This is a genomic window from Pseudomonas sp. UBA6753, assembly GCF_002453565.1.
Taxonomy (GTDB): domain Bacteria; phylum Pseudomonadota; class Gammaproteobacteria; order Pseudomonadales; family Pseudomonadaceae; genus Aquipseudomonas; species Aquipseudomonas putida_Z.
Genome location: NZ_DKHD01000032.1, coordinates 214,530 through 235,605 on the forward strand (window position 1 = coordinate 214,530; position 21,076 = coordinate 235,605).

The 21,076-nt window shown below is 63.3% G+C and carries 17 protein-coding genes and 2 pseudogenes; 9 read left to right on the top strand and 10 right to left on the bottom strand.

The window, feature by feature from the left end; all coding sequences use genetic code 11:
• Positions 1-91 precede the first annotated feature (91 nt).
• The 5 genes from pcaF to pcaR all read right to left on the bottom strand — a co-directional run bounded on the left by pcaF (position 92) and on the right by pcaR (position 5,841).
• A complete protein-coding gene (pcaF, locus tag B2790_RS12660) occupies positions 92-1,297 on the bottom strand; it encodes a 3-oxoadipyl-CoA thiolase (RefSeq protein ID WP_286919001.1) in 1,206 nt (401 codons plus the stop codon).
• The gene (locus B2790_RS12665) at positions 1,294-2,073 is read right to left on the bottom strand and encodes a CoA-transferase subunit beta (protein ID WP_015271653.1); all 780 of its coding nucleotides are present in this window, start codon (positions 2,071-2,073) and stop codon (positions 1,294-1,296) included. The genes pcaF and B2790_RS12665 overlap by 4 nt, the downstream gene beginning before the upstream one ends.
• Positions 2,070-2,930: a CoA transferase subunit A gene (locus tag B2790_RS12670; protein ID WP_286918946.1), complete on the bottom strand. Its 861-nt coding sequence runs from the start codon at positions 2,928-2,930 to the stop codon at positions 2,070-2,072. Before B2790_RS12670 ends, B2790_RS12665 begins: the two co-directional genes overlap by 4 nt.
• 239 nt (positions 2,931-3,169) lie before the next feature.
• Entirely contained in the window at positions 3,170-4,516 is a 1,347-nt protein-coding gene (locus tag B2790_RS12675; protein ID WP_025340493.1) for an MFS transporter, read from the bottom strand.
• Positions 4,517-4,950: 434 nt separating this feature from the next.
• Positions 4,951-5,841, bottom strand: a complete 891-nt coding sequence (gene pcaR / locus B2790_RS12680) for a pca regulon transcriptional regulator PcaR (protein WP_025340494.1) — start codon at positions 5,839-5,841, stop codon at positions 4,951-4,953.
• Positions 5,842-6,330: 489 nt separating this feature from the next.
• Here pcaR and B2790_RS12685 point away from each other — a divergent pair, with 489 nt between their 5' ends.
• A complete protein-coding gene (locus B2790_RS12685; protein WP_003259583.1) occupies positions 6,331-6,531 on the top strand; it encodes a hypothetical protein in 201 nt (66 codons plus the stop codon).
• 312 nt (positions 6,532-6,843) lie between these two features.
• On the top strand, positions 6,844-8,316 hold the full coding sequence (locus B2790_RS12690) for an inorganic phosphate transporter (RefSeq protein WP_025340495.1): 1,473 nt from the start codon (positions 6,844-6,846) through the stop codon (positions 8,314-8,316).
• Positions 8,317-8,485: 169 nt separating this feature from the next.
• Here the strand turns inward: B2790_RS12690 and B2790_RS12695 are convergent, their stop codons facing one another.
• Entirely contained in the window at positions 8,486-9,961 is a 1,476-nt protein-coding gene (locus tag B2790_RS12695; protein ID WP_085706234.1) for a helicase HerA-like domain-containing protein, read from the bottom strand.
• Positions 9,962-10,131: 170 nt separating this feature from the next.
• Here B2790_RS12695 and B2790_RS25005 point away from each other — a divergent pair.
• From B2790_RS25005 to B2790_RS12715, 5 genes and pseudogenes are all read left to right on the top strand, one after another.
• A pseudogene (locus B2790_RS25005) lies at positions 10,132-11,148 on the top strand (HAMP domain-containing protein); the annotation flags it as partial.
• A gap of 261 nt (positions 11,149-11,409) precedes the next feature.
• A pseudogene (locus B2790_RS25010) lies at positions 11,410-12,006 on the top strand (methyl-accepting chemotaxis protein); the annotation flags it as partial.
• 243 nt (positions 12,007-12,249) lie between these two features.
• Positions 12,250-13,371 carry a glycosyltransferase family 4 protein gene (locus B2790_RS12705; RefSeq protein WP_025340498.1) on the top strand — a complete coding sequence of 374 codons (1,122 nt, stop codon included), beginning with the start codon at positions 12,250-12,252 and terminating at the stop codon, positions 13,369-13,371.
• The gene (locus B2790_RS12710) at positions 13,364-14,128 is read left to right on the top strand and encodes a DUF2334 domain-containing protein (protein WP_137162348.1); all 765 of its coding nucleotides are present in this window, start codon (positions 13,364-13,366) and stop codon (positions 14,126-14,128) included. Before B2790_RS12705 ends, B2790_RS12710 begins: the two co-directional genes overlap by 8 nt.
• On the top strand, positions 14,125-15,117 hold the full coding sequence (locus B2790_RS12715; RefSeq protein ID WP_061551882.1) for a lysylphosphatidylglycerol synthase transmembrane domain-containing protein: 993 nt from the start codon (positions 14,125-14,127) through the stop codon (positions 15,115-15,117). Before B2790_RS12710 ends, B2790_RS12715 begins: the two co-directional genes overlap by 4 nt.
• A 285-nt stretch (positions 15,118-15,402) precedes the next feature.
• Here the strand turns inward: B2790_RS12715 and purU are convergent, their stop codons facing one another.
• Positions 15,403-16,254 (bottom strand): formyltetrahydrofolate deformylase, encoded by an 852-nt coding sequence (gene purU, locus B2790_RS12725; protein ID WP_023662871.1) that lies wholly within the window; start codon positions 16,252-16,254, stop codon positions 15,403-15,405.
• A gap of 283 nt (positions 16,255-16,537) precedes the next feature.
• Here purU and mvaT point away from each other — a divergent pair, with 283 nt between their 5' ends.
• Positions 16,538-16,915, top strand: coding sequence for a histone-like nucleoid-structuring protein MvaT (mvaT, locus tag B2790_RS12730; RefSeq protein ID WP_003259590.1), 378 nt, complete (start codon positions 16,538-16,540; stop codon positions 16,913-16,915).
• A gap of 85 nt (positions 16,916-17,000) precedes the next feature.
• Here mvaT and sbcB read toward each other — a convergent pair whose 3' ends face one another.
• The 3 genes from sbcB to B2790_RS12745 all read right to left on the bottom strand — a co-directional run bounded on the left by sbcB (position 17,001) and on the right by B2790_RS12745 (position 19,379).
• A complete protein-coding gene (gene sbcB / locus B2790_RS12735) occupies positions 17,001-18,434 on the bottom strand; it encodes an exodeoxyribonuclease I (RefSeq protein ID WP_286918947.1) in 1,434 nt (477 codons plus the stop codon).
• 75 nt (positions 18,435-18,509) lie between these two features.
• Entirely contained in the window at positions 18,510-18,869 is a 360-nt protein-coding gene (locus tag B2790_RS12740) for a PilZ domain-containing protein (RefSeq protein ID WP_025340502.1), read from the bottom strand.
• Positions 18,870-18,992: 123 nt separating this feature from the next.
• Positions 18,993-19,379: a hypothetical protein gene (locus B2790_RS12745; protein WP_025340503.1), complete on the bottom strand. Its 387-nt coding sequence runs from the start codon at positions 19,377-19,379 to the stop codon at positions 18,993-18,995.
• 179 nt (positions 19,380-19,558) lie between these two features.
• On the opposite strand from B2790_RS12745, the gene pyk reads away from it, so the two are divergent.
• Positions 19,559-21,013 (top strand): pyruvate kinase, encoded by a 1,455-nt coding sequence (gene pyk, locus B2790_RS12750; protein ID WP_013974057.1) that lies wholly within the window; start codon positions 19,559-19,561, stop codon positions 21,011-21,013.
• The last annotated feature ends 63 nt before the right edge of the window (positions 21,014-21,076 follow it).

The following is a 21,076-nucleotide window of genomic DNA, read 5'->3' on the forward strand; positions in this document are numbered from 1 at the left end:
GACCGGCCTCTTCGCGGGCACGCCCGCTCCCACAGTGGGAGGCGTGGTTCCCCTGTGGGAGCGGGCGTGCCCGCGAAGAGGCCGGTACAGGTCAAACCCGCTCGATGGCCAGCGCCAAACCTTGGCCAACGCCCACACACATGGTCGCCAGGCCTTTACGGCCACCGCTCTTCTCCAGCTGGTGAAGCGCAGTCAGCACCAGGCGCGCACCGCTCATGCCCAGCGGGTGGCCCAGGGCGATGGCACCGCCGTTGGGGTTCACCTGCGGTGCATCGTCGGCCACACCCAGCTCACGCAGCACCGCCAGACCTTGGCTGGCAAAGGCTTCGTTGAGCTCGATCACATCGAAATCATTCACCGCCACACCCAGGCGCTCGGTCAGCTTGCGCACTGCCGGCACCGGGCCAATGCCCATCACCCGCGGTGCAACACCGGCACTGGCCATGCCCAGTACCCGGGCACGCGGGGTCAGGCCGTGTTTCTTCACCGCCTCGGCCGAGGCCAGGATCAACGCCGCGGCACCGTCGTTCACGCCCGAGGCATTGCCTGCGGTGACGGTCTTGTCCGGGCCGTTGACCGGCTTGAGCTTGGTCAGGGCTTCCAGTGTGGTTTCCGGGCGCAGGTGCTCGTCATGCTCGACGATGGTCTCGCCCTTATTGTGCGCGATACGCACCGGCACGATTTCTTCGGCGAAGAAACCGGCGGCCTGGGCGGCAGCCGCCTTCTGCTGGCTGCGCAGGGCGAAGGCGTCCTGGTCAGCACGCGAAACCTGGTAATCGTCGGCCACGTTGTCGGCGGTTTCCGGCATGGAATCCACACCGTACTGGCTCTTCATCAGTGGGTTGATGAAACGCCAGCCGATGGTCGTGTCTTCGAGCTTCATGTTGCGCGAATAGCCGCTTTCGGCCTTGCCCATGACGAACGGGGCACGCGACATCGACTCGACGCCGCCGGCAATCGCCAGCTCCATTTCGCCGCTGGCAATGGCGCGGAAGGCAGTGCCGATGGCATCCATGCCCGACGCGCACAGGCGGTTCAGGGTAACGCCCGGGATGCTCTGCGGCAGGCCGGCCAGCAACAGCGCCATGCGCGCCACGTTGCGGTTGTCTTCACCGGCCTGGTTGGCGCAGCCGAAGAACACTTCGTCAACCTGATCCCACTGCACGCTCGGGTTGCGCTCGATCAGCGCCTTCAGCGGCACGGCGGCCAGGTCGTCGGCCCGCACACCGGCCAGGGCGCCGCCGAAGCGGCCGATCGGGGTACGGATGGCGTCACAGATGAATACGTCGCGCATCAGGCTTCTCCTGCCACCTGGCCATGGGCCGCGGCGGTACGGGCTTCGAGGTCACGCAGGGCGGACAGCTCGACTTCGGTAGGTTCGGCAGTGGTCTGCACATCGTCGGCAAAGCGGATCGCCCAGCCAGTGGCGGCGATGATCTGCTCGCGGGTCACACCCGGGTGGATCGCGGTGACGACGAATTCGTGGGTGCCGGCTTCCGGCTCCATGATGCACAGGTCGGTGATGATGCCGACCGGGCCGTCGCCTGGCAGGCCAAGGCGTTTGCGCGAGTCGCCGCCTTCACCGTGGCCAACAGAGGTGATGAAGTCCAGCTTGTCGACGAAGGCACGCGGCGACTGCTTGAGGATGATCAGCACCTGCTTGGCAGAGCCGGCGATTTCCGGTGCGCCACCGGCACCCGGCAGGCGGGTTTTCGGGGCGTGGTAGTCACCGACCACAGTCGTGTTGATGTTGCCGAAGCGGTCGACCTGGGCGGCGCCGAGGAAGCCGACGTCGATGCGCCCACCTTGCAGCCAGTAGCGGAAGATCTCGCCGGTCGGCACCACGGTGTCAGCGGTTTCGGCCAGCTCGCCGTCGCCGATCGACAGCGGCAGCACGCTGGGCTTGGCGCCGATCGGGCCGGATTCGTAGATCAGCACCACATCTGGCGACGAGGTCAGGCGCGCCAGGTTGGCAGCCTTGGATGGCAGGCCGATGCCGACGAAGCACACAGCACCGTTGCGCAGGCGACGGGCTGCGGCGACGGTCATCATTTCGGAAGTGGAGTAGCTCATTGTGCGGCCTCCGCAGTGCTGGCCAGCTTGGCCTTGAATTCGTTGAAATCGGCAGTGCCACGGATGTAGGTGTCGATCCAGGCGGTGAACAATTCGCGGCTACGCGCGATCGGGTCCCAGGCCTGGTAGAAGCGGTTGTCACGCTCGTAGTAGCCGTGGGCATAGGACGGGTGCGCACCACCTGGCACCAGGCACACCGCGCTCAGCGCCCAGGTCGGCAGCACGCAGGCGTTCATCGGGGCCTGCAGGTCGTCGACGATTTCCTCGACGGTGACGATGCAGCGCTTGGCGGCCAGGGCGGCTTCCTTCTGCACACCGAGGATGCCCCACAGCAGCACGTTGCCCTTGCGGTCGGCCTTTTGCGCGTGGATCACGGTCACGTCCGGGCGCACCGACGGCACGGCTGCCAGCACTTCACCAGTGAACGGGCAGGTGACACTCTTGATCAGTGGGTTGACCTTTGGCAGGTCGGAGCCGGCGTAGGCACGCAGCACGGCGAACGGCAGGCCAGAAGCACCGGCGACATAGGCGTTGGCCAGGTCGGCGTGGCTGTGTTCTTCGATTTCGATGGCGTGTGGCCACTGCTTCTCGACGGCATCACGCAGGCGGTGCAGCGAACCGACACCCGGGTTACCACCCCAGGAGAAGATCAGCTTGCTGGCGCAACCGGCGCCGATCAGCTGGTCGTAGATCAGGTCCGGAGTCATGCGCACCAGGGTCAGGTCGCGCTTGCCCTGACGGATGATCTCGTGGCCGGCGGCAGTCGGGATCAGGTGGGTGAAACCTTCGAGGGCGACGGTATCGCCATCCTGGATGAACTGCTTCACGGCTTCGTGAAGCGGGAGAATTGCAGCCATTTGGAGACTCCTGGTCAGGGTGCTTCGGTGAGCTCAGATTAAGGAGACTGGTGGGTGGCTTACAATCCGATAATCGACTATTTGTGCGATTATCGAACCGATTATTGCATCCCTACCTATCTCCCCTCACTGCCTGTAATGGCCTCATCGCCGGCAAGCCAGCTCCCACAGTTACCGCACCGGCTCGGGGCCTGATGCACTCCTGTGGGAGCTGGCTTGCCGGCGATGAGGCCATTGCTTCAGGTCGCGTCAGCGTGGCTCACCAGCCCTTTCACGATCACACCCACGGTCGCCAGCCCCGCCGGCACCAGCAACGCCGTCAGCACCTGTTCGAAGTTCCAGCCCAGCCCCAGCAGCGTCGCGCCACTCCAGGCCCCGAGAATCGCCCCGAAGCGGCCGATACCCAGCATCCACGATACCCCTGTGGCGCGGCCCTGTGTCGGATAGAAGCGCGCCGCCAGCGAAGGCATCGCCGACTGGGCGCCGTTCACGCACATGCCGGCAACCAGCACCAGGGTGGCCAATACGGTGATGTTGCCCAGGCTCTGCCCCACGGCGTAGGCGAACACCCCGGCCAGCAGGTAGAAAATGCCGATCACCTTGTGCGGATTGAAGCGGTCCATGGCCCAGCCCACGCCGACGGCACTCAGCACGCCACCGAACTGGAACAGCGCGCCGATGAAGGCAGCCTGCTCCATGCTCGCACCGCTGTCGCGCATCAAGGTTGGCAGCCAGCTGGTCAGCAGATAGACGATCACCAGGCCCATGAAGTAGGTCAGCCACAACAGCATGGTGCCCATGCCGTAGGTACCGGAGAAGATCAGCGCGAACACGTTGCGCGCGGCCACCGCCTTCTGTTCCGGCACGCTGAAGCTGCCCGCCTCGGCCACCACCTGCGGCGCGATGGGCGACAAGGTCTGGCGCACCTTGTCGGTGCCCCGATTGCGCACCACCAGGAACCGCGCCGACTCCGGCAGCCATACCATCAGCACCAGCGCCAGCAGCAACGGCAGCACGCCACCGATCACCAGCAGGCTGTGCCAGCCGTAAGCCGGGATCATCTTGGCGGAAATGAAACCACCACCGGCCATGCCCAGGTTGAAGCCGCAGAACATGCTGGTCACCAGCAGCGACTTGAGGCGCTCGGGGGTGTATTCAGACAACAGCGTGGTGGCGTTGGGCATGCCTGCGCCAAGGCCCAGGCCGGTCAGGAAGCGCAACACCAGCAACTGGTCGACGTTGGTGGCATAGGCCGAGGCCAGGCTGAAGCCGCCAAATACCAGCACCGCGCCCACCAGCACGCCCTTGCGACCAAACCGGTCCGCCAGCGGGCCGGAGCCGAGGGCACCGAAAACCATGCCGATCAATGCAGCACTCATGACCGGGCCTAGGCTGGCGCGGTCAATCCCCCACTCCTGCGACAGGGCCGGGGCGATGAAGCCCATGGCGGCGGTGTCCAGGCCATCGAGGAAGACGATCAGGAAGCACAGCAACACCACCCGCCATTGGTAGCGGGACAGCGGCTGCTGATTGATGAACGACTGGACGTCGAGGCTTTTGCCGACGTTGGTTTGCGCTTGGTTCATTGTTGTTATCCAGAATGAGGGGCACAGCCAGGCCACTGCACGCGATAAACCGGTACAGAAGACAATAGTTTGAGGGAATGCGGCCGGCGTCAGCCTGGATATAACTGTACTGCGCGCGGGTGCGGCCGCGGCAGCGAGGGGACAGTATTCATGTAAGTGCCTCTTATTATGTTTTTCTTGTTCGGTCGGCACAGCCGACCGTTGCGAGAGACATTAATCAGCGGGCGGTGGTGGCGCAATTGACCGCGAACGACACTGTGCGTTTATCGCACAGGAAACGGTTTTGCCTGTTCTAAATTTGAAAGGGGGCGCTGTGCGCCCCAATCGCGACACAAGGCCGCTCCCACAGGTATCGCACAATATTTGATATATGCGAGGCCCTTGTGGGAGCGGCCTTGTGTCGCGATTGGGCCGCAAAGCGGCCCCCGGCAGGCTCAGCCAAACAACTGATGGCAAAGGTCCCGGCTGGCCGCCAGCAGGATCGGCAAGAACCGCTGCTCCAGTTCACTGCGCGTCACCCGCCCGACATGGGTACTCACATTCAACGCCGCCAACACCTGCCCCGAGGCGTCATACACCGGCACCGCAATCGAGCGCAGCCCCTGCTCCAGCTCCTGGTCCACCACGCACCAGCCCTGGGCGCGCACCTGCTGGATACAGGCGAACAGCGACTCGGGGTCATGCAAGGTACGGCTGGTTCGCGCCTTCAGGTCGGCACGCTCCAGGTATTCACGCAGGCTGGTGTCGTCCATGGCCGCCAACAGAATACGCCCCATCGATGTGCAATAGGCTGGCAGGCGCCCGCCCACCGACAGGTCGACCGAAATCAGCCGCTCCACGGTGGCCGAACGGGCTATATAAAGAATGTCGTCACCTTCGAGCGTGGCCATGTTGGCCGCCTCGTGCAGCTGGTCGCTGATGCGGTCCAGGTAAGGCTGGGCGGAAATCGCCAGCGGCGTCGACGACAGGTACGCATGCCCCAGCGTCAGCACTTTGGGCAACAGCGAATAGGTGCGCCCGTCGGTGGTGGCGTAACCCAGCTTGATCAACGTGTGCAGGCAACGGCGTACCGCCGCACGGGGGATTTCGGTGCGGTGGCTGATCTGGGCGATGGTCAGGTGACGCTTGCGTTCCTGGAAAGCCTGGATCACAGCCAGGCCTCGCGCCAGGGAGGTCATGAAGTCCGGGTCGCCAGTAAAGGCCTGGATGCGCTTTGCCGGGGAAGCCACGATCGGCGGTGCCAGGGCTGCCGAGGCAGACCGCCCCTGCTCCGGGTTGCCCGACTCTGGATTGACGGAATCGTTGGCCAGGGTTTCGTCACTCATCGCACACCTCAAAAAAAACGCCCACTCGTGCGATTATCGAACAAACGGCCGATAATCGCAATTGACCGCTGACACTTTTACTTATACCTTTCTCATGCCACTTGTGGCTTCTTTGGAGAGACTGGTCAGGTACCCACCGTAGAAGTCCCCAGGCAACGGCCTCGCCTTTTGGCGAGGCCGTTTTTCATTACCCTCCCGGTCGACGGTCCCGCTGCTGCATTGCAACGAACTTTTGTCCGTCTTGCCTTTCAAACTTGTACGAAAGGCCCAAACTGTTGTCGGATGCATTGCGTTACTTGCGTCTGGTGATGTCAGGGTTGGGTAAATAACGATGTTCGGCGAAATATCGGTTGCTATAATCGATTGCGCAGGCCTCGACGATGCCGTGGCAATGGAACCTTCCGCTGTATCAAACCGTTGCGGCCAGCAAGGCATGTGCACGCTGCACAGCGCATAACAACACTCATCAAAACTAATTCAGGTACTACTGTGACGAAAGATGAACTGCGCGCGGAACTCGAGCGCCAGGCTGAACGTTACAAGGATGTTTACGGTGGCGAAGTCACCACTTACGCCGCACAACCGGATCCGGAACGCAAACCTTGGCGCAAGCGCGCAAGCGTGCGCGACCAGGCCTTCAGCCAGGAACTGGAACGCATGGAAAAGGAACTGCGCAGCGACACTCCCTGACCCCGGGACCACGCCAGCGCGTCGTCGCCCGGCCAGCCCGGGCGCGGTCGATCTTTACTGTCTGGCCGAAGGTGAAATGGAATTACACAAATTTCATACGGCCGTTTGAACAGAAGCGAAGCGGCTTTTTCTCCAGCTTTTTGCCGGTTTTCGCCAGGTTTTGCGCGTTTTAGCGGACATTTCCCTTCCTGCACGCCCCTCCGTGCACATTACGCTCCCGACAGGAAGATTGCCGTCGGTCTGTCGCGGATGCATCGATTGCCAAGGTTTTCTGGCATAATCCCGCCCCCCTAAGACCGCCAGACAACCTTCATGATCGAATTATTCAGCGGACTGGATGCCTGGGTGTTGGTGAGCCTGCTGCTCGCCTTGACCTTCGTGCTCGCCTTCGAGTTCATCAATGGCTTTCATGACACCGCCAACGCGGTAGCTACCGTCATCTATACCAAAGCCATGCCGCCGCACCTCGCCGTGTTCTTCTCCGGCGTGTTCAACTTCCTTGGCGTTCTGCTCGGCGGTGTCGGGGTGGCCTATGCCATCGTGCACCTGCTGCCGGTAGAGCTGCTGATCAATGTGAACACCGGACACGGCCTGGCCATGGTCTTCTCGCTGCTGGCTGCGGCCATCACCTGGAACCTGGGCACCTGGTACTTCGGTATCCCCGCCTCCAGCTCGCACACGCTGATCGGCTCCATCCTCGGCGTCGGCCTGGCCAACGCCCTGATCAACGACATCCCGCTGGGCGACGGCGTCAACTGGCAGAAGGCGATCGACATCGCCATGTCGCTGGTGGTCTCGCCGATGGCCGGCTTCGCCGTTGCCGCCCTGGTACTGATCGGCCTGAAGTGGTGGCGCCCGCTGTCGAAGATGCACAAGACCCCCGAGCAGCGCCGCAAGCTCGACGACAAGAAGCACCCGCCGTTCTGGAACCGCCTGGTACTGGTGGTTTCGGCCATGGGCGTGAGCTTCGTGCACGGCTCCAACGACGGCCAGAAAGGCATCGGCCTGATCATGCTGGTGCTGATCGGTATCGTTCCGGCCAAGTTCGTTCTCGACCTGAACAGCACCACCTATCAGATCGAGCGTACCCGCGACGCCACCCTGCACATGAGCCAGTTCTACCAGCGCAACGCCGCCACCCTGGGCGAGTTCCTGGCACTGGGCAAGGCCAAGGCCAGCGACCTGCCGGAGCAGTTCAGCTGCAACCCGCAGCAGACCGAGCCGACCATTGCCGCGCTGCAATCCTCGCTGCAGGGCGTGACCGACTACCACAGCCTGAGTGCCGACAAGCGTGTCGAAGTGCGCCGCTACCTGCTGTGCCTGGACGACACGGCGAAGAAGGTCGGCAAGCTGCCAGGCCTGGAAGCCCGTGAAAAGGCCGACCTGGAAAAACTGCGCAAAGACCTGACCGCCACCACCGAGTACGCCCCGTTCTGGGTGATCGTGGCCGTCGCCCTGGCCCTGGGCCTGGGTACCATGGTCGGCTGGAAGCGCGTGGTACTGACCGTTGGCGAGAAGATCGGCAAGCAGGGCATGACCTATGCCCAGGGCATGTCGGCGCAGATCACCGCGGCTTGCGCCATCGGCATGGCCAACATCTTCGCCCTGCCGGTATCGACCACCCACGTGTTGTCGTCCGGTGTGGCCGGCACCATGGTCGCCAACAAGAGCGGCCTGCAAGGCGGCACCGTTAAGACCATCCTGCTGGCCTGGGTACTGACCCTGCCTGCGTCGATGGGGCTGGCGGCCGGCCTGTTCTGGCTGGCGTCCAAAGCCATTGGCTGAGTGATACCGCAATAGAAAAAGGCGCCTGACGGGCGCCTTTTTCATAGGTGTCATTCCTGTACCGGCCCTATCGCCGGCAAGCCAGCTCCCACAGGTATTGCACCGCCCGCAAGGCCTGTGCAGTACCTGTGGGAGCTGGCTTGCCGGCGATAGGGCCGGTACAGGCAAACTACCTTTTCTTGCCCCCCAGCAACGACCCCATCAACCCACGCACCAACTGCCGCCCCAACTGGTTGGCCGCCTGGCGCACCGCCGACTTGATGGCCTGCCCTGCCGCACTCTGCAAGAACTCACCGGCCTTGTCGGCAAAGCTCTCTTCATCTGCCTTGGGTTGCGGCGCGGGCTCCACCGGCTCACCCTTGCGCTGGGTCAGCATCTCATACGCCGACTCACGGTCCACCGGCTTGTCGTAACGCCCCGCCAGCGGCGAATCGGCAATCAGCGCACTGCGCTCAGCCGCACTCAACGGCCCGATACGCGACTGCGGCGGTGCAATCAGCACCCGTTGCACCATCGCTGGCGTGCCCTTCTCTTCCAACGTCCCCACCAGTGCCTCGCCAATGCCCAGTTCAGTCAGCACCGCCAGGGTGTCGAACGCCGGGTTGGGGCGGAAGCCATCAGCCACCGCCCGCAGCGACTTCTGCTCCTTGGCGGTAAACGCCCGCAAGCCATGCTGAATGCGCAAGCCCAACTGGGCCAGCACCGCGTCCGGCAAATCCCCCGGCGACTGGGTAACGAAGTACACCCCCACACCCTTGGAACGAATCAGCCGCACCACCTGCTCCAGGCGATCTTGCAATGCCTTGGGCGTATCGTTGAACAACAAGTGTGCTTCATCGAAGAACAACGCCAGCACCGGCTTGTCGGCATCACCGCGCTCGGGCAGCTGCTCGAACAACTCGGCCAGCAGCCACAACAGGAAGGTCGCGTACACCTTGGGGGCATCGTGAACCAACCGGCTGGCGTCCAGCAGGTGGATACGCCCACGGCCATCCGGGTCTGGCCGCAGGAGGTCCTCGAGCTGCAGCCCCGGCTCACCGAACAACGCTTCGGCGCCCTGCTGCTCCAGGGTCGCCAACCGGCGCAACAGCGCCTGGGTGGAGGCCGTGGTCATCAGCGCGCTGTCTTCGCCCAGCAATTGCGGGTTGTCCTTCAGGTGCGCGAGCAGCGCCTTGAGGTCCTTGAGGTCGAGCAGCAGCAGGCCTTCACGGTCGGCCACCTTGAACGCCGCGTACAGCGCCGCCTGTTGGCTGTCGGTCAGTTCCAGCAGGTTGCCCAGCAGTAGCGGCCCCATTTCACTGAGGGTGGTGCGCAGCGGGTGGCCGGACTGCCCGGCAATGTCCCACAGGCTCACCGGGTAAGCCTGGGGCCTGTGCCCCAGCCAGGGCATGCCGGCGATGCGCTCGGCCACCTTGCCCTGCGGTGCACCAGCAGCGCCCAGGCCGCACAGGTCACCTTTGACATCGGCAGCGAACACCGCAACCCCCGCGTCACTGAACGCTTCCGCCAGATGCTGCAGGGTGACGGTCTTGCCAGTACCCGTCGCGCCCGCCACCAGGCCATGGCGGTTAGCCAGCCTCATCGCTTGCCCAACTGGCTGGCCATCCGGGCCAGCGCCTACAACGATGGTCGAAATTTCCGACATCTCTTTAATCCTCTGCTCAAGCTTTACCGTAATTCGGCCGATACCTGTGGGTGATATTCGCCTTAATAGAGAGGAACAACCGAAAAGGGAATTTTTCGGGATGTTGCACTGCTTTGCGACTCCACGCGTGCAAACGCCTGATATGAAACCTTAGCGGAACCGATTACGCCATGAACAAAAGCCTTCGTTTCAGCCACAAGATTCTTTTGGCAGCGTCACTGATCGTGATACTCGCCTTCAGCCTTTTCACGCTCTACAACGATTACCTCCAGCGTAATGCGATCCGCGAGGACCTCGAAAACTATCTGGCTGAAATGGGCGCTTCCACTTCGACCAATATCCGCAACCTGTTCGAAGGCCGTATCAAGCTGGTGGAAAACCTGGCACAGAACATAGCCCAGGACCCGACCAACGCCGAAACCCTGATGGGCCAGAATGCGCTGGTTTCCAGCTTCCTCACCGTCTACCTGGGCAAGGTCGACGGCGGCTTCAGCGTGCGCCCTGATTCGAAAATGCCCGACGGCTACGACCCGCGCACCCGCCCCTGGTACAAGGACGGCATGAATGCCGCCGGCGCGACCCTGACCGAGCCGTACATCGACATGACCACCAACAAGATGGTCATCGGCATCCTCAGCAAGGTTTCCGCCAGTGTCGGCGTGGTCGGTGGCGACCTGGCCCTGGACGGCCTGGTGCAGATCATCAACTCGCTGAACTTCGGCGGCATGGGCTACGCCTTCCTGGTCAACGACCAGGGCAAGATCCTGGTGCACCCGGACAAAGACCTGGTGATGAAGTCGCTGTCGGACCTGTTCCCGCAGCACACGCCGAAACTGACCGGTGAGCTGACCGAAGTGCAGAGCGAAGGCCAGGCCCGCCTGCTGACCTTCACCCCGATCACCGGCCTGCCTTCGGCCAACTGGTACATCGGCCTGTCGGTGGACAAGGACAAGGCATTCTCGATGCTCAGCACCTTCCGCACCTCGGCGGTGATCGCCACGCTGGTGGCGGTGGTGATCATCATCGGCCTGCTCGGCCTGCTGATCCGTGTGCTGATGCAGCCGCTGCACACCATGACCCGCGCCATGGAAGACATCGCCGAAGGTGAAGGCGACCTGACCAAGCGCCTGCGTATCCACAACCATGACGAATTCGGCATCCTGGGCAGCGCCTTCAACCGTTTCGTCGAGCGTATTCACAGCTCGATCCGCGAAGTGTCCTCGGCCACCGAGCAGGTCAACGAAGTAGCCCTGCGGGTCATCAGTGCCTCGAACTCGTCGATGACCAACTCCGACGAACAGTCCAACCGCACCAACAGCGTGGCCGCCGCCATCAACGAACTGGGCGCCGCTGCCCAGGAAATTGCCGGCAACGCCGCCCAGGCTTCGCAGCACGCCAGTTCGGCGCGGTTGCTGGCCGAAGAAGGGCAGCAGGTGGTGGAACGCAACATTGCGGCAATGAACCGCCTCTCCGACCTGATCGTCACTTCCAGCGCGCACATCGAGACGCTGAACAGCAAGACCGTCAACATCGGCCAGATCCTCGAGGTGATCACCAGCATTTCCCAGCAGACCAACCTGCTGGCGCTGAACGCGGCCATCGAAGCGGCCCGCGCCGGTGAAGCCGGGCGTGGTTTTGCGGTTGTCGCCGATGAAGTACGCAACCTGGCGCACCGCACCCAGGAGTCGGCGCAACAGGTGCAGACCATGATCGAAGAACTGCAGGTCGGCGCGCGCGAATCGGTCGAGACCATGGACCAGAGCCAGCGCCACAGCCAGGACAGCATGCAGATCGCCAACCAGGCCGGTGAGCGGCTGGACAGCGTTACCGTGCGCATCGGCGAGATCGACGGCATGAACCAGTCGGTGGCCACCGCCACCGAAGAGCAGACCGCCGTGGTCGAGGCGATCAACATGGACATCAACGAGATCAACATGCTCAACCAGGAAGGCGTGGAAAACCTGCAGGCCACCCTGCGCGCCTGCTCCGACCTGGAGCAGCAGGCCGGCCGCCTGAAGCACCTGGTGGGCAGCTTCCGCATCTGATCGCAAACCGCGTCGCCTGCTTCGCGGGCTCGCCCGCTCCCACAGGAACTGCACACCCCCCTGAGGCCTGTGTAACTCCTGTGGGAGCGGGCAAGCCCGCGAAGAAGCCCACACCGCTCCCCCGCCGTCCCCGCCCCGCCCAACCCCGATCGAACAAACTATCCTTCTGATAGGTCAACCTTTAGGCGCGTCATCGCCGGCCCGTTAGCGCCGGATGACAGACCCGAAGACGATCCCGGAGGGATGCTGATCGTGCACATCGCCGACATCACCATGTTCTACGCCCCCGCCAGTGGCGGCGTACGTACCTATCTTGATGCCAAACACCACCGCCTCGACGCCATCCAGGGCGTCCGCCACAGCTTGCTGATACCCGGTGCCAGCGCCCAGCACGCCGATGGCATCTACCAGGTGCCCGCACCGCCGCTGCCGTTCGGCAATGGCTACCGCTTCCCGGTGCGCCTGGCCCCCTGGTGCAATGTACTGCGCAGGCTCAAGCCCGACCTGATCGAAGTCGGCGACCCCTACCTGACCGCCTGGGCTGCGCTGGAAGCGCGGCGCAAGCTCGATGTGCCGGTGATCGGCTTCTACCATTCCGACCTGCCGCTGCTGGTCAGCAACCGCATGGGTAACTGGTTCACCCCCAATGTAGAGGCCTATGTCAGCAAGCTGTACGGCAATTTCGACCGGGTCCTGGCCCCCAGCCAGGTCATGGCCGACAAGTTGCGCCGCCTGGGGGTGCGCGATGTGCACGTGCAGCGCCTGGGCGTCGACCTGGCCACCTTCCACCCCAGCCAGCGCGACCCGCAGCTGCGTGCCGAACTGGGCATTGCCGACACCAGTCGCCTGCTGATCTACGCCGGCCGTGGCTCGCGGGAAAAGAACCTGCCGGTGCTGCTCGAGTGCATGCAGCACCTTGGCCACCCCTACCACTTGCTGCTGGTGGGTTCGAACATGCCGGCCAACGTGCCGCAGAACGTCAGTGTCATCGATCACTTCTGCCCGGCTCCGGAAGTCGCCCGGCTGATGGCCAGCGCCGACCTGCTGGTGCACGCCGGCGACCAGGAAACCTTCGGCCTGGTCATTCTCGAAGCGATGGCCAGCGCCACGCCGGTGGTGGCCGTGCGCGCCGGTGCTTTCGGCGAAATCGTCAACGAACAGTGCGGGCGCCTGTGCCGCCCCAACGATAGCAAAGCCATGGCGACGGCCGTGCAGGAGGCGTTCGAGGCCGGCGTGCGCAAGCTCGGGGCTCAGGCCCGTCGCCATGCCGAGCAGCAGTATTCGTGGGACCACGTGGTCGCCGGCCTGCTGCAGCACTACCAGGCCGTGCTTGGCCACCAACCGCAGGTCCGTGCCCATGGCTGAGCCACTGCCGCCAGCGCGCAGCCTGATGCTGGTGCTGCACGATGTCGCGCCCGAAACCTGGCCCGACTATCAACCCTTCGTCCAGGCCGTCGACGCCATCGGCGGCATCCCCATGACCTGGCTGGTGGTGCCGGACTTTCACCACCGCAACCCGCTGCAGCGCTCGCCCACCTTCTGCCGCTTGCTCGAACGGCGCCTGGCTCAGGGCGACGAGCTTGCCCTGCACGGCTTCTACCATGCCGACAACGGCCCGCCACCACGCACGCCCGGCGAATACTTCATGCGCCGCATCTATACCCATGAAGGCGAGTTCTACGCCCTGGACCAGCAACAGGCCCTGCAACGCCTGGAGCACGGCCTGGCCCTGTTCGCCCAGCAGGGCTGGCCGGTGGCCGGCTTTGTCGCGCCTGCCTGGCTGATGAGCGAAGGCACCCGCCAGGCACTGCGCCTCCTGCCGCTGCGCTACACCAGCACGCCACAGCACTTGTACCGTTTACCGGACTTCACCGCGATCAAGGCCCCTGGGCTGGTCTGGAGTGCCCGCAGCGCCTGGCGTCGCGGCCTGTCACGGGTGCTGTGCGACTGGCAATGCCGGCGCTGGCGTGACGCCCAGACCCTGCGCCTGGGCCTGCACCCGGTGGACATGCGCCATCGCGCGTCCCGCGACTATTGGCTGAACACCTTGCACACGCTACTGGCACAGGGCCGCGAGCCCCTGACCAAGTCCACCTGGCTCGACCGCCAGGCCAGCGCATGAACCGCCTGGCCTGGCTGGCCCTGGCACTGCTGGGTGCCGTGCTGGTGCCAGCCCTGCTCGGTGGCAGCGAGCTTCTACCGAGGCTGCAGCGCTTCGCACCCAGCCTGATGCTGACCCTGCTGGGCATGATCCTGCTGTGCTGGGTCATCAACGCCATCCGCTTGCGCCTGTTGCTCGGCCAGCAAGGAGCAAGGCTTGGGCGCCTGCGCAGCCTGGGTGTGGTGATGGCCACCGAGTTCGCCATCTGTACCACCCCCGGCGGCAGCGGCGGCCCCTTGACCCTGATGGCCCTGCTGGCACGTGACCGGATCGGCCCGGCGCGCAGCGGCGCGGTGTTTGCCATGGATCAGTTGAACGACTTGGTGTTCTTTTTCTGCGCGATGCTGGCGATTGCCGGCTATGCACTGTTCCACAGCCTGGGCCGCAGCCAGGAAAGCATGTTGCTGGGCAGCGCGTTGCTGCTGTGCACGGCACTGGCCGGTGTGATCGGCCTGCTGCGCTACCGGCGCACGGTGATGCGCGTGAACGGCAGGCTGCTGCGCCGCCTGGGCATGAGCCGCCAGCGCAAGCGGCGCTGGGCGCGCAAGCTGCTGCGCTTCATCGACGCACTGGCGCAGACCTGGCGCCTGCCCAAGCGCACGCTGACCCTGGTGTTCACCCTGACCTGCGCCCACTGGGGCCTGCGCTACAGCGTGTTGTATCTGGTATTGAGGGGGTTGGGGGTAGACCTGGCGTGGATTCCCAGCTTTTTGGTACAGATGCTCTCGCTCAGTGCCGGCCAGTTCAGCCTGCTGCCTGGCGGTGCCGGTGCCGCCGAGCTGACTTCGGCCAGCTTGCTGACGCCACTGGTGGGCAGTTCGACCGCAGCTGCGGCGATCCTGATATGGCGGGCTGTCACTTACTACTTTTATCTGCTGGCGGGTGGGCCGGTGTTTGTGTGCCTGCTGGCGCGCCCGCTGCTGGAGCGTTGGCGGCGTCAGGCGGGTTGAGCTGCTGCCAGAGTTCGGCGGCGCCGGGGAAATCGGTGCCATCGGTGTCGGCCAGGGCTTCGGGGTCGTAGCGGGCCAGGCAGCCTTCACCGAGTGTGGGTGGGGGTGAGGCGGTGGGGTTGTTGCGGGTCTTGGCCATTGCGTATGCCTCAAGATAGTCGGGGGCGCCTTGCGCCCCCTTCGCCGGCAAGCCGGCTCCCACACCGACCGCATCGACCTCGAGCCATGTGCAAACCTGTGGGAGCTGGCTTGCCGGCGATGGGCTGCAAAGCAGCCCCAAGGCCATCAATCAAAAACTACAGTCTTGTTGCCATGCACCAGCACCCGGTCTTCCAGGTGATAACGCAGGCCACGGGCCAGCACCATCTTCTCCACATCACGGCCAAAGCGGACCATGTCGTCGATGCTGTCGGCATGGCTGACACGCACCACGTCCTGCTCGATGATCGGTCCGGCGTCCAGCTCTTCGGTGACGTAGTGGCAAGTCGCGCCGATCAGCTTCACACCACGCAGGGCGGCCTGGTGATACGGCTTGGCGCCGACGAACGACGGCAGGAAGCTGTGGTGGATGTTGATCACCTTTTCAGCATAGTCCTGGCACAGTTGCGGCGGCAGGATCTGCATGTAGCGGGCCAGCACCACCACGTCGGCGGCGTGCTCCTGCACCAGGCGCGACACTTCGGCAAAGGCCGGGGCCTTGTCCTTGGGGTCGACCGGTACATGGAAGAACGGAATACCGTGCCACTCGACCATGCTGCGCAGGTCGTTGTGGTTGGAGATCACGCAAGGGATCTCGCAGTCCAGTTCATCGGTGTGCCAGCGGTGCAGCAGGTCGGCCAGGCAGTGCGACTCGCGGCTGGCCATCAGCACCACGCGCTTTTTCTGCGCCGAGTCGGTAATGCGCCAGGTCATGGAGAACTCTTCGGCGATCGGCGCAAACGCCTCGCGGAAGGCTTCGATACCGAATGGCAGCGATTCGGCGCGGATTTCATGGCGCATGAAGAACCAACCGCTCTGCTCATCGGAGTGGTGGCTGGCTTCGTTGATCCAGCCATTGTACAAGGCCAGGAAATTACTGACTTTCGCCACGATGCCAACACGGTCGGGGCAGGCGATCACCAGACGATAGGTGCGCATGAGTGAGACTCCAGAACTTCGCAAAGGCGCTCATTCTAGCGGCCCGCCAGGAAAAACGCAGTATTGATCGCAGCGGCCGTGGCCTGTGTTCCTGACGAAATGCACTGCCAGCATTCTCTGACAGACATGACGAAATGCAGGGTTAATTGTAAATTTTTGTTCACGTAGAAAATGGTTGTCACAGCTTAGTTAACAGTTAATTGCCCAACAATATGTTTACTTGCGAGTATTGCCTGTCTATTATTGCCCCACACATTTCTGAACACGCATTAAGGAACACTCCATGTCCCTGATCAACGAGTACCGCGCTACCGAAGAAGCCATCAAGGAACTTCAGGCCCGCCTGGCCAACCTGTCGCAGGATGACAAGCTGAAGAAAGAACTGGAGTTCGAAGGCAAACTGCGCACACTGATGGGCGAGTACTCCAAGTCGCTGCGCGACGTGATTGCCCTGCTCGACCCAGAGTCGAAACTGAGCAAGGCACCTCGTGGTGCGGTCAAGACTACCGCCACCAAGCGTGCACGCAAGGTCAAGCAATACAAGAACCCGCACAACAATGAAGTGATCGAAACCAAAGGCGGCAACCACAAGACCCTGAAAGAATGGAAAGCCAAGTGGGGTGGCGATGTGGTTGAAAGCTGGGCGACCCTGCTGGACTGATTGTCCGCACACGCCTGCTGCTTATCGCAACAAGAACGCCGGCATATTGCCGGCGTTTTTGTTTGTCCGCGTTTTGTGTCAGCGCTCAGCCAATTGCAAACTGTGCCTGCAATTGCCGGACATGTACCTGCCACGCGTCCAGCACGCGCCGCCCCGCCTCGTCGGCGCCCTCCCAGGCCTGCTGCCGCGCCTGTTCGAAGTCGCCCAGCGTATTCGGCGCGCCCCAATGCGGGTCGCTCAGGCGCTGCTGGCAGAAGCTGAACCAGCGTTGCCGCTCTTCGCCGGTCAGGGTCTCGGGGAAGTTGCGCGCCCGATAGCGGAACAACAGTTCAGGCAGGCGCGGGTCATCGAACATCCACTGCCCACGGCCCAACTGCGCCGGTTCCAGTGCACGAACTTGCTCACATAAGCGGCGGTCACGGTCCCCCAGAAAACCGTCATACAACTGTTGTTCCGGGTCTTCACTCGGGGTGAAGTCTTCCTTGCCGTAGATGTGTTCCAGCTTGTCTTGCCATTGCGCCTGTTGCTTGGCCAATTCTTCGCCGCGCAATTGTAACAACGTCAAGTCCAGGCCCAACCGTTGTTGATCGGCCGGACGCAATACCGAAAGTGGCGCCAGTACCGGGCAGCGATTGATCTGCACCAGTTTGAGCGGCACGGGTAATTCGCCTTCGGCCAGTTCTTCATGGCGGGTATACAAACGCTGGCGTAGAACTTCAGCACTTTCCCGTAGTAACGGTAGGGTTTCCTGATGCAGGTCGCACACAATCAGTGCATTGCGATTACGCGGGTGCCAGGCCAGTGGCAATACGACACCAAGGTAATTGCGTGCCGCCGAGAAGCGCCCGGATATATGCACCAGTGGCTGCAACAAACGGATCTGCTCCATCACTTTATGCTTGCTGCGCAACTGGAACAGCCAGTCATACAACTTGGGCTGTTTCTGCCGGATCAGGCGGGCCAGGGCGATGGTTGCCCGCACGTCGGAAAGCGCTTCGTGGGCATGCCCATGGTCGATGCCATTGGCCTTGCTCAGCAGCTCCAGGCGCAGGCTGGTGCGCCCGTCCTGCTGCGGCCACTCGATGCCGTCCGGGCGCAATGCATAGGCCGTGCGTACGATGTCGATCAGGTCCCAGCGGCTGTTGCCACCCTGCCACTCTCGGGCATAAGGGTCGAAAAAGTTGCGGTACAGGCTGTAGCGGGTCACTTCGTCGTCGAAGCGCAGGGTGTTGTAGCCGGCGCCACAGGTACCAGGGTGCGCCAGCTGCGCATGCACCCGGGTCATGAACTCGGCTTCGCACAGGCCCTGCTCGGCCAGCAGTTGCGGGGTGATGCCGGTCACCAGGCAGGCGGCCGGGTGCGGCAGGATATCGTCGGAGGGCCGGCAATAAAGGCTGATCGGCTCGTCGATTTCGTTGAGGTCGAAGTCGGTGCGCACGCCGGCCACCTGCAGCGGCCGGTCGCAGCGCGGGTTGATGCCGGTGGTTTCGTAGTCGTGCCAGAAAATGCTGGAGGTCACGGGGTCGTCCTGTATCGAGGTCGACCCGATTCTAGCGCGATTCTGGCGCGACTCCAGCGAGCCTGGGCCCGAGGCTCAGGCAGAGGCGTTGGCGGGGCGGAAACTGAAATAGTCGCGCAACGAGCGGACGAATTCGTCGTACTCGCGGGGCGCCTGCAGCAGCATGAAGCCCGAATCGTAGTGCCCGGGCGTCTGGTCTTCGCGGCACCACAGGCAGCTGGCGGTAAGGTTGACGAATTGATGCCCGCCACCAACCAGCGGCAGGCGTAATTGCAGATCGTAGTCGGGCCCGACCAGCACAGGTAGCTGGCTTATCAGCATCAGCCCGTCTTCGGAGGCGTTGCCCAGCTGGCCGATGGCCTGGCCGGTAATGCGGTTGAACACCTTGAGAACACAAGGCAGCTGATGGCGTTCGATGTGGCGCTTGTTGAACATGATCGCAAGTGCAGTCCGTATCCGATGCCAGGAATACGTGGAACTGGCGGTTGTTGTAACAGCTGAGTTACAGATTAGCGCAGCACGCGCGGCAAATCCCGTGAAATAAATCACACCTTGGTGTTAACGCCAAGGTGCGGCGGTCACCGGGTTTGCCACGGCGGCTTCGGCGCCGCGCAAATGGCCGAGTTTCTCCAGGGTCTGCAGGCGTGCCTGGGCGCGATAGGCGTATTCATTGCCCGGGTACTGCTGAATCAGGTACTGGTAGGTCTGCGCCGCATCCACGTACAAGGCCTGGCGCTCCAGGCACTGGCCGCGCAGCAGCGACACCTCGGGGTGGATGAACGGTCGCGCACGGCTGGTGCGGTCGACCTGCGACAGCTCGAGCATGACCCGTGCGCAATCGCCACGGTCGTAGGCGCGGTAGGCATTGTTCAGGTGGTGGTCCATGGACCAGCGGGTGCAGCCGACGGCGCTGGCCGCCAGGGCTAAAACGATCAGGGCTCGCATGGGGGTCTCCTTTGATGCCAGTGTATCGGCCTTTGCCGGCAAATCTTCACACCCTTTTGCAAGGATACCCTGCCCGTTCAAATGCCACCCTGCCTTGGTCGCAGGTAGTGCAACGGAACAATGACTACAGCGAGATTCAGGAGTAGCCTTTCGCTGCGCTTCACTATAGGAGTCTGTGCATGAGCATCCGCCGTACCAAAATCGTCGCCACCCTTGGCCCCGCCAGCAACTCGCCGGAAGTGATCGAACAGCTGATCCTCGCCGGCCTGGACGTGGCACGCCTGAACTTCTCCCACGGCACTCCGGACGAGCACAAGGCCCGCGCGCGCCTGATCCGTGACATCGCCGCCAAGAACGGCCGCCATGTTGCACTGCTGGGCGACCTGCAGGGTCCGAAGATCCGCATCGCCAAGTTCGCCAACAAGCGCATCGAATTGAAGATCGGTGACAAGTTCACCTTCTCCACCGCCCACCCGCTGACCGAAGGCAACCAGGACATCGTCGGTATCGACTACCCCGACCTGGTCAAGGACTGCGGCGTTGGTGACGAGTTGCTGCTCGACGATGGCCGCGTGGTGATGCGCGTCGAGACCGCCACCGCAGATGCCCTGCACTGCGTGGTGATCATCGGTGGCCCGCTGTCGGACCACAAAGGCATCAACCGTAAAGGTGGCGGCCTGACCGCACCTGCCCTGACCGAGAAAGACAAGGCCGACATCAAGCTGGCCGCGGAAATGGACCTGGACTACCTGGCCGTGTCCTTCCCGCGTGACGCCAGCGACATGGAATACGCACGCAAGCTGCGTGACGAAGCTGGCGGCAGCGCCTGGCTGGTGGCCAAGATCGAACGCGCCGAAGCGGTGGCCGACGACGAAACCCTCGACAAGCTGATCCTCGCCTCCGACGCCGTCATGGTCGCCCGTGGCGACCTGGGCGTGGAAATCGGCGACGCCGAGCTGATCGCCATCCAGAAGAAGATCATCCAGCACGCCCGCCGCAACAACAAGGCGGTGATCGTGGCGACCCAGATGATGGAGTCGATGATCCAGAACCCGATGCCGACCCGTGCCGAAGTGTCCGACGTGGCCAACGCCGTGCTGGACAACACCGACGCGGTGATGCTGTCGGCCGAGAGTGCCGCCGGTGCCTACCCGATCGAAGCCGTCCAGGCCATGGCCCGCATCTGCCTGGGTGCCGAAAAGCACCCGACCAGCCAGAAGTCCAGCCACCGCCTGCACACCACCTTCGAGCGCTGCGACGAGAGCATCGCGCTGGCGGCCATGTACACCGCCAACCACTTCCCGGGCGTGAAGGCGATCATCGCCCTGACCGAGAGTGGCTACACCCCGTTGATCATGTCGCGCCTGCGTTCGCATGTGCCGATCTTCGCCCTGTCGCCGCACCGCGCCACCCAGGCCCGTGCCAACATGTTCCGCGGCGTGTACCCGATCGCCTTCGACCCGGCCTCGCTGCCGGCCGACAAGGTGAGCCAGGCAGCGGTCGACGAACTGCTCAAGCGTGGCCTGGTGGAGCAAGGTGACTGGGTAATCCTGACCAAGGGTGACAGCTACCACACCATCGGTGGCACCAATGGCATGAAGATCCTGCATGTCGGTGATCCGCTGGTCGGTTGATTCCGCCAAGGGGCCGCGCCATGGCCCCGTTCGCGGGCACGCCCGCTCCCACAGGGTTAGCAA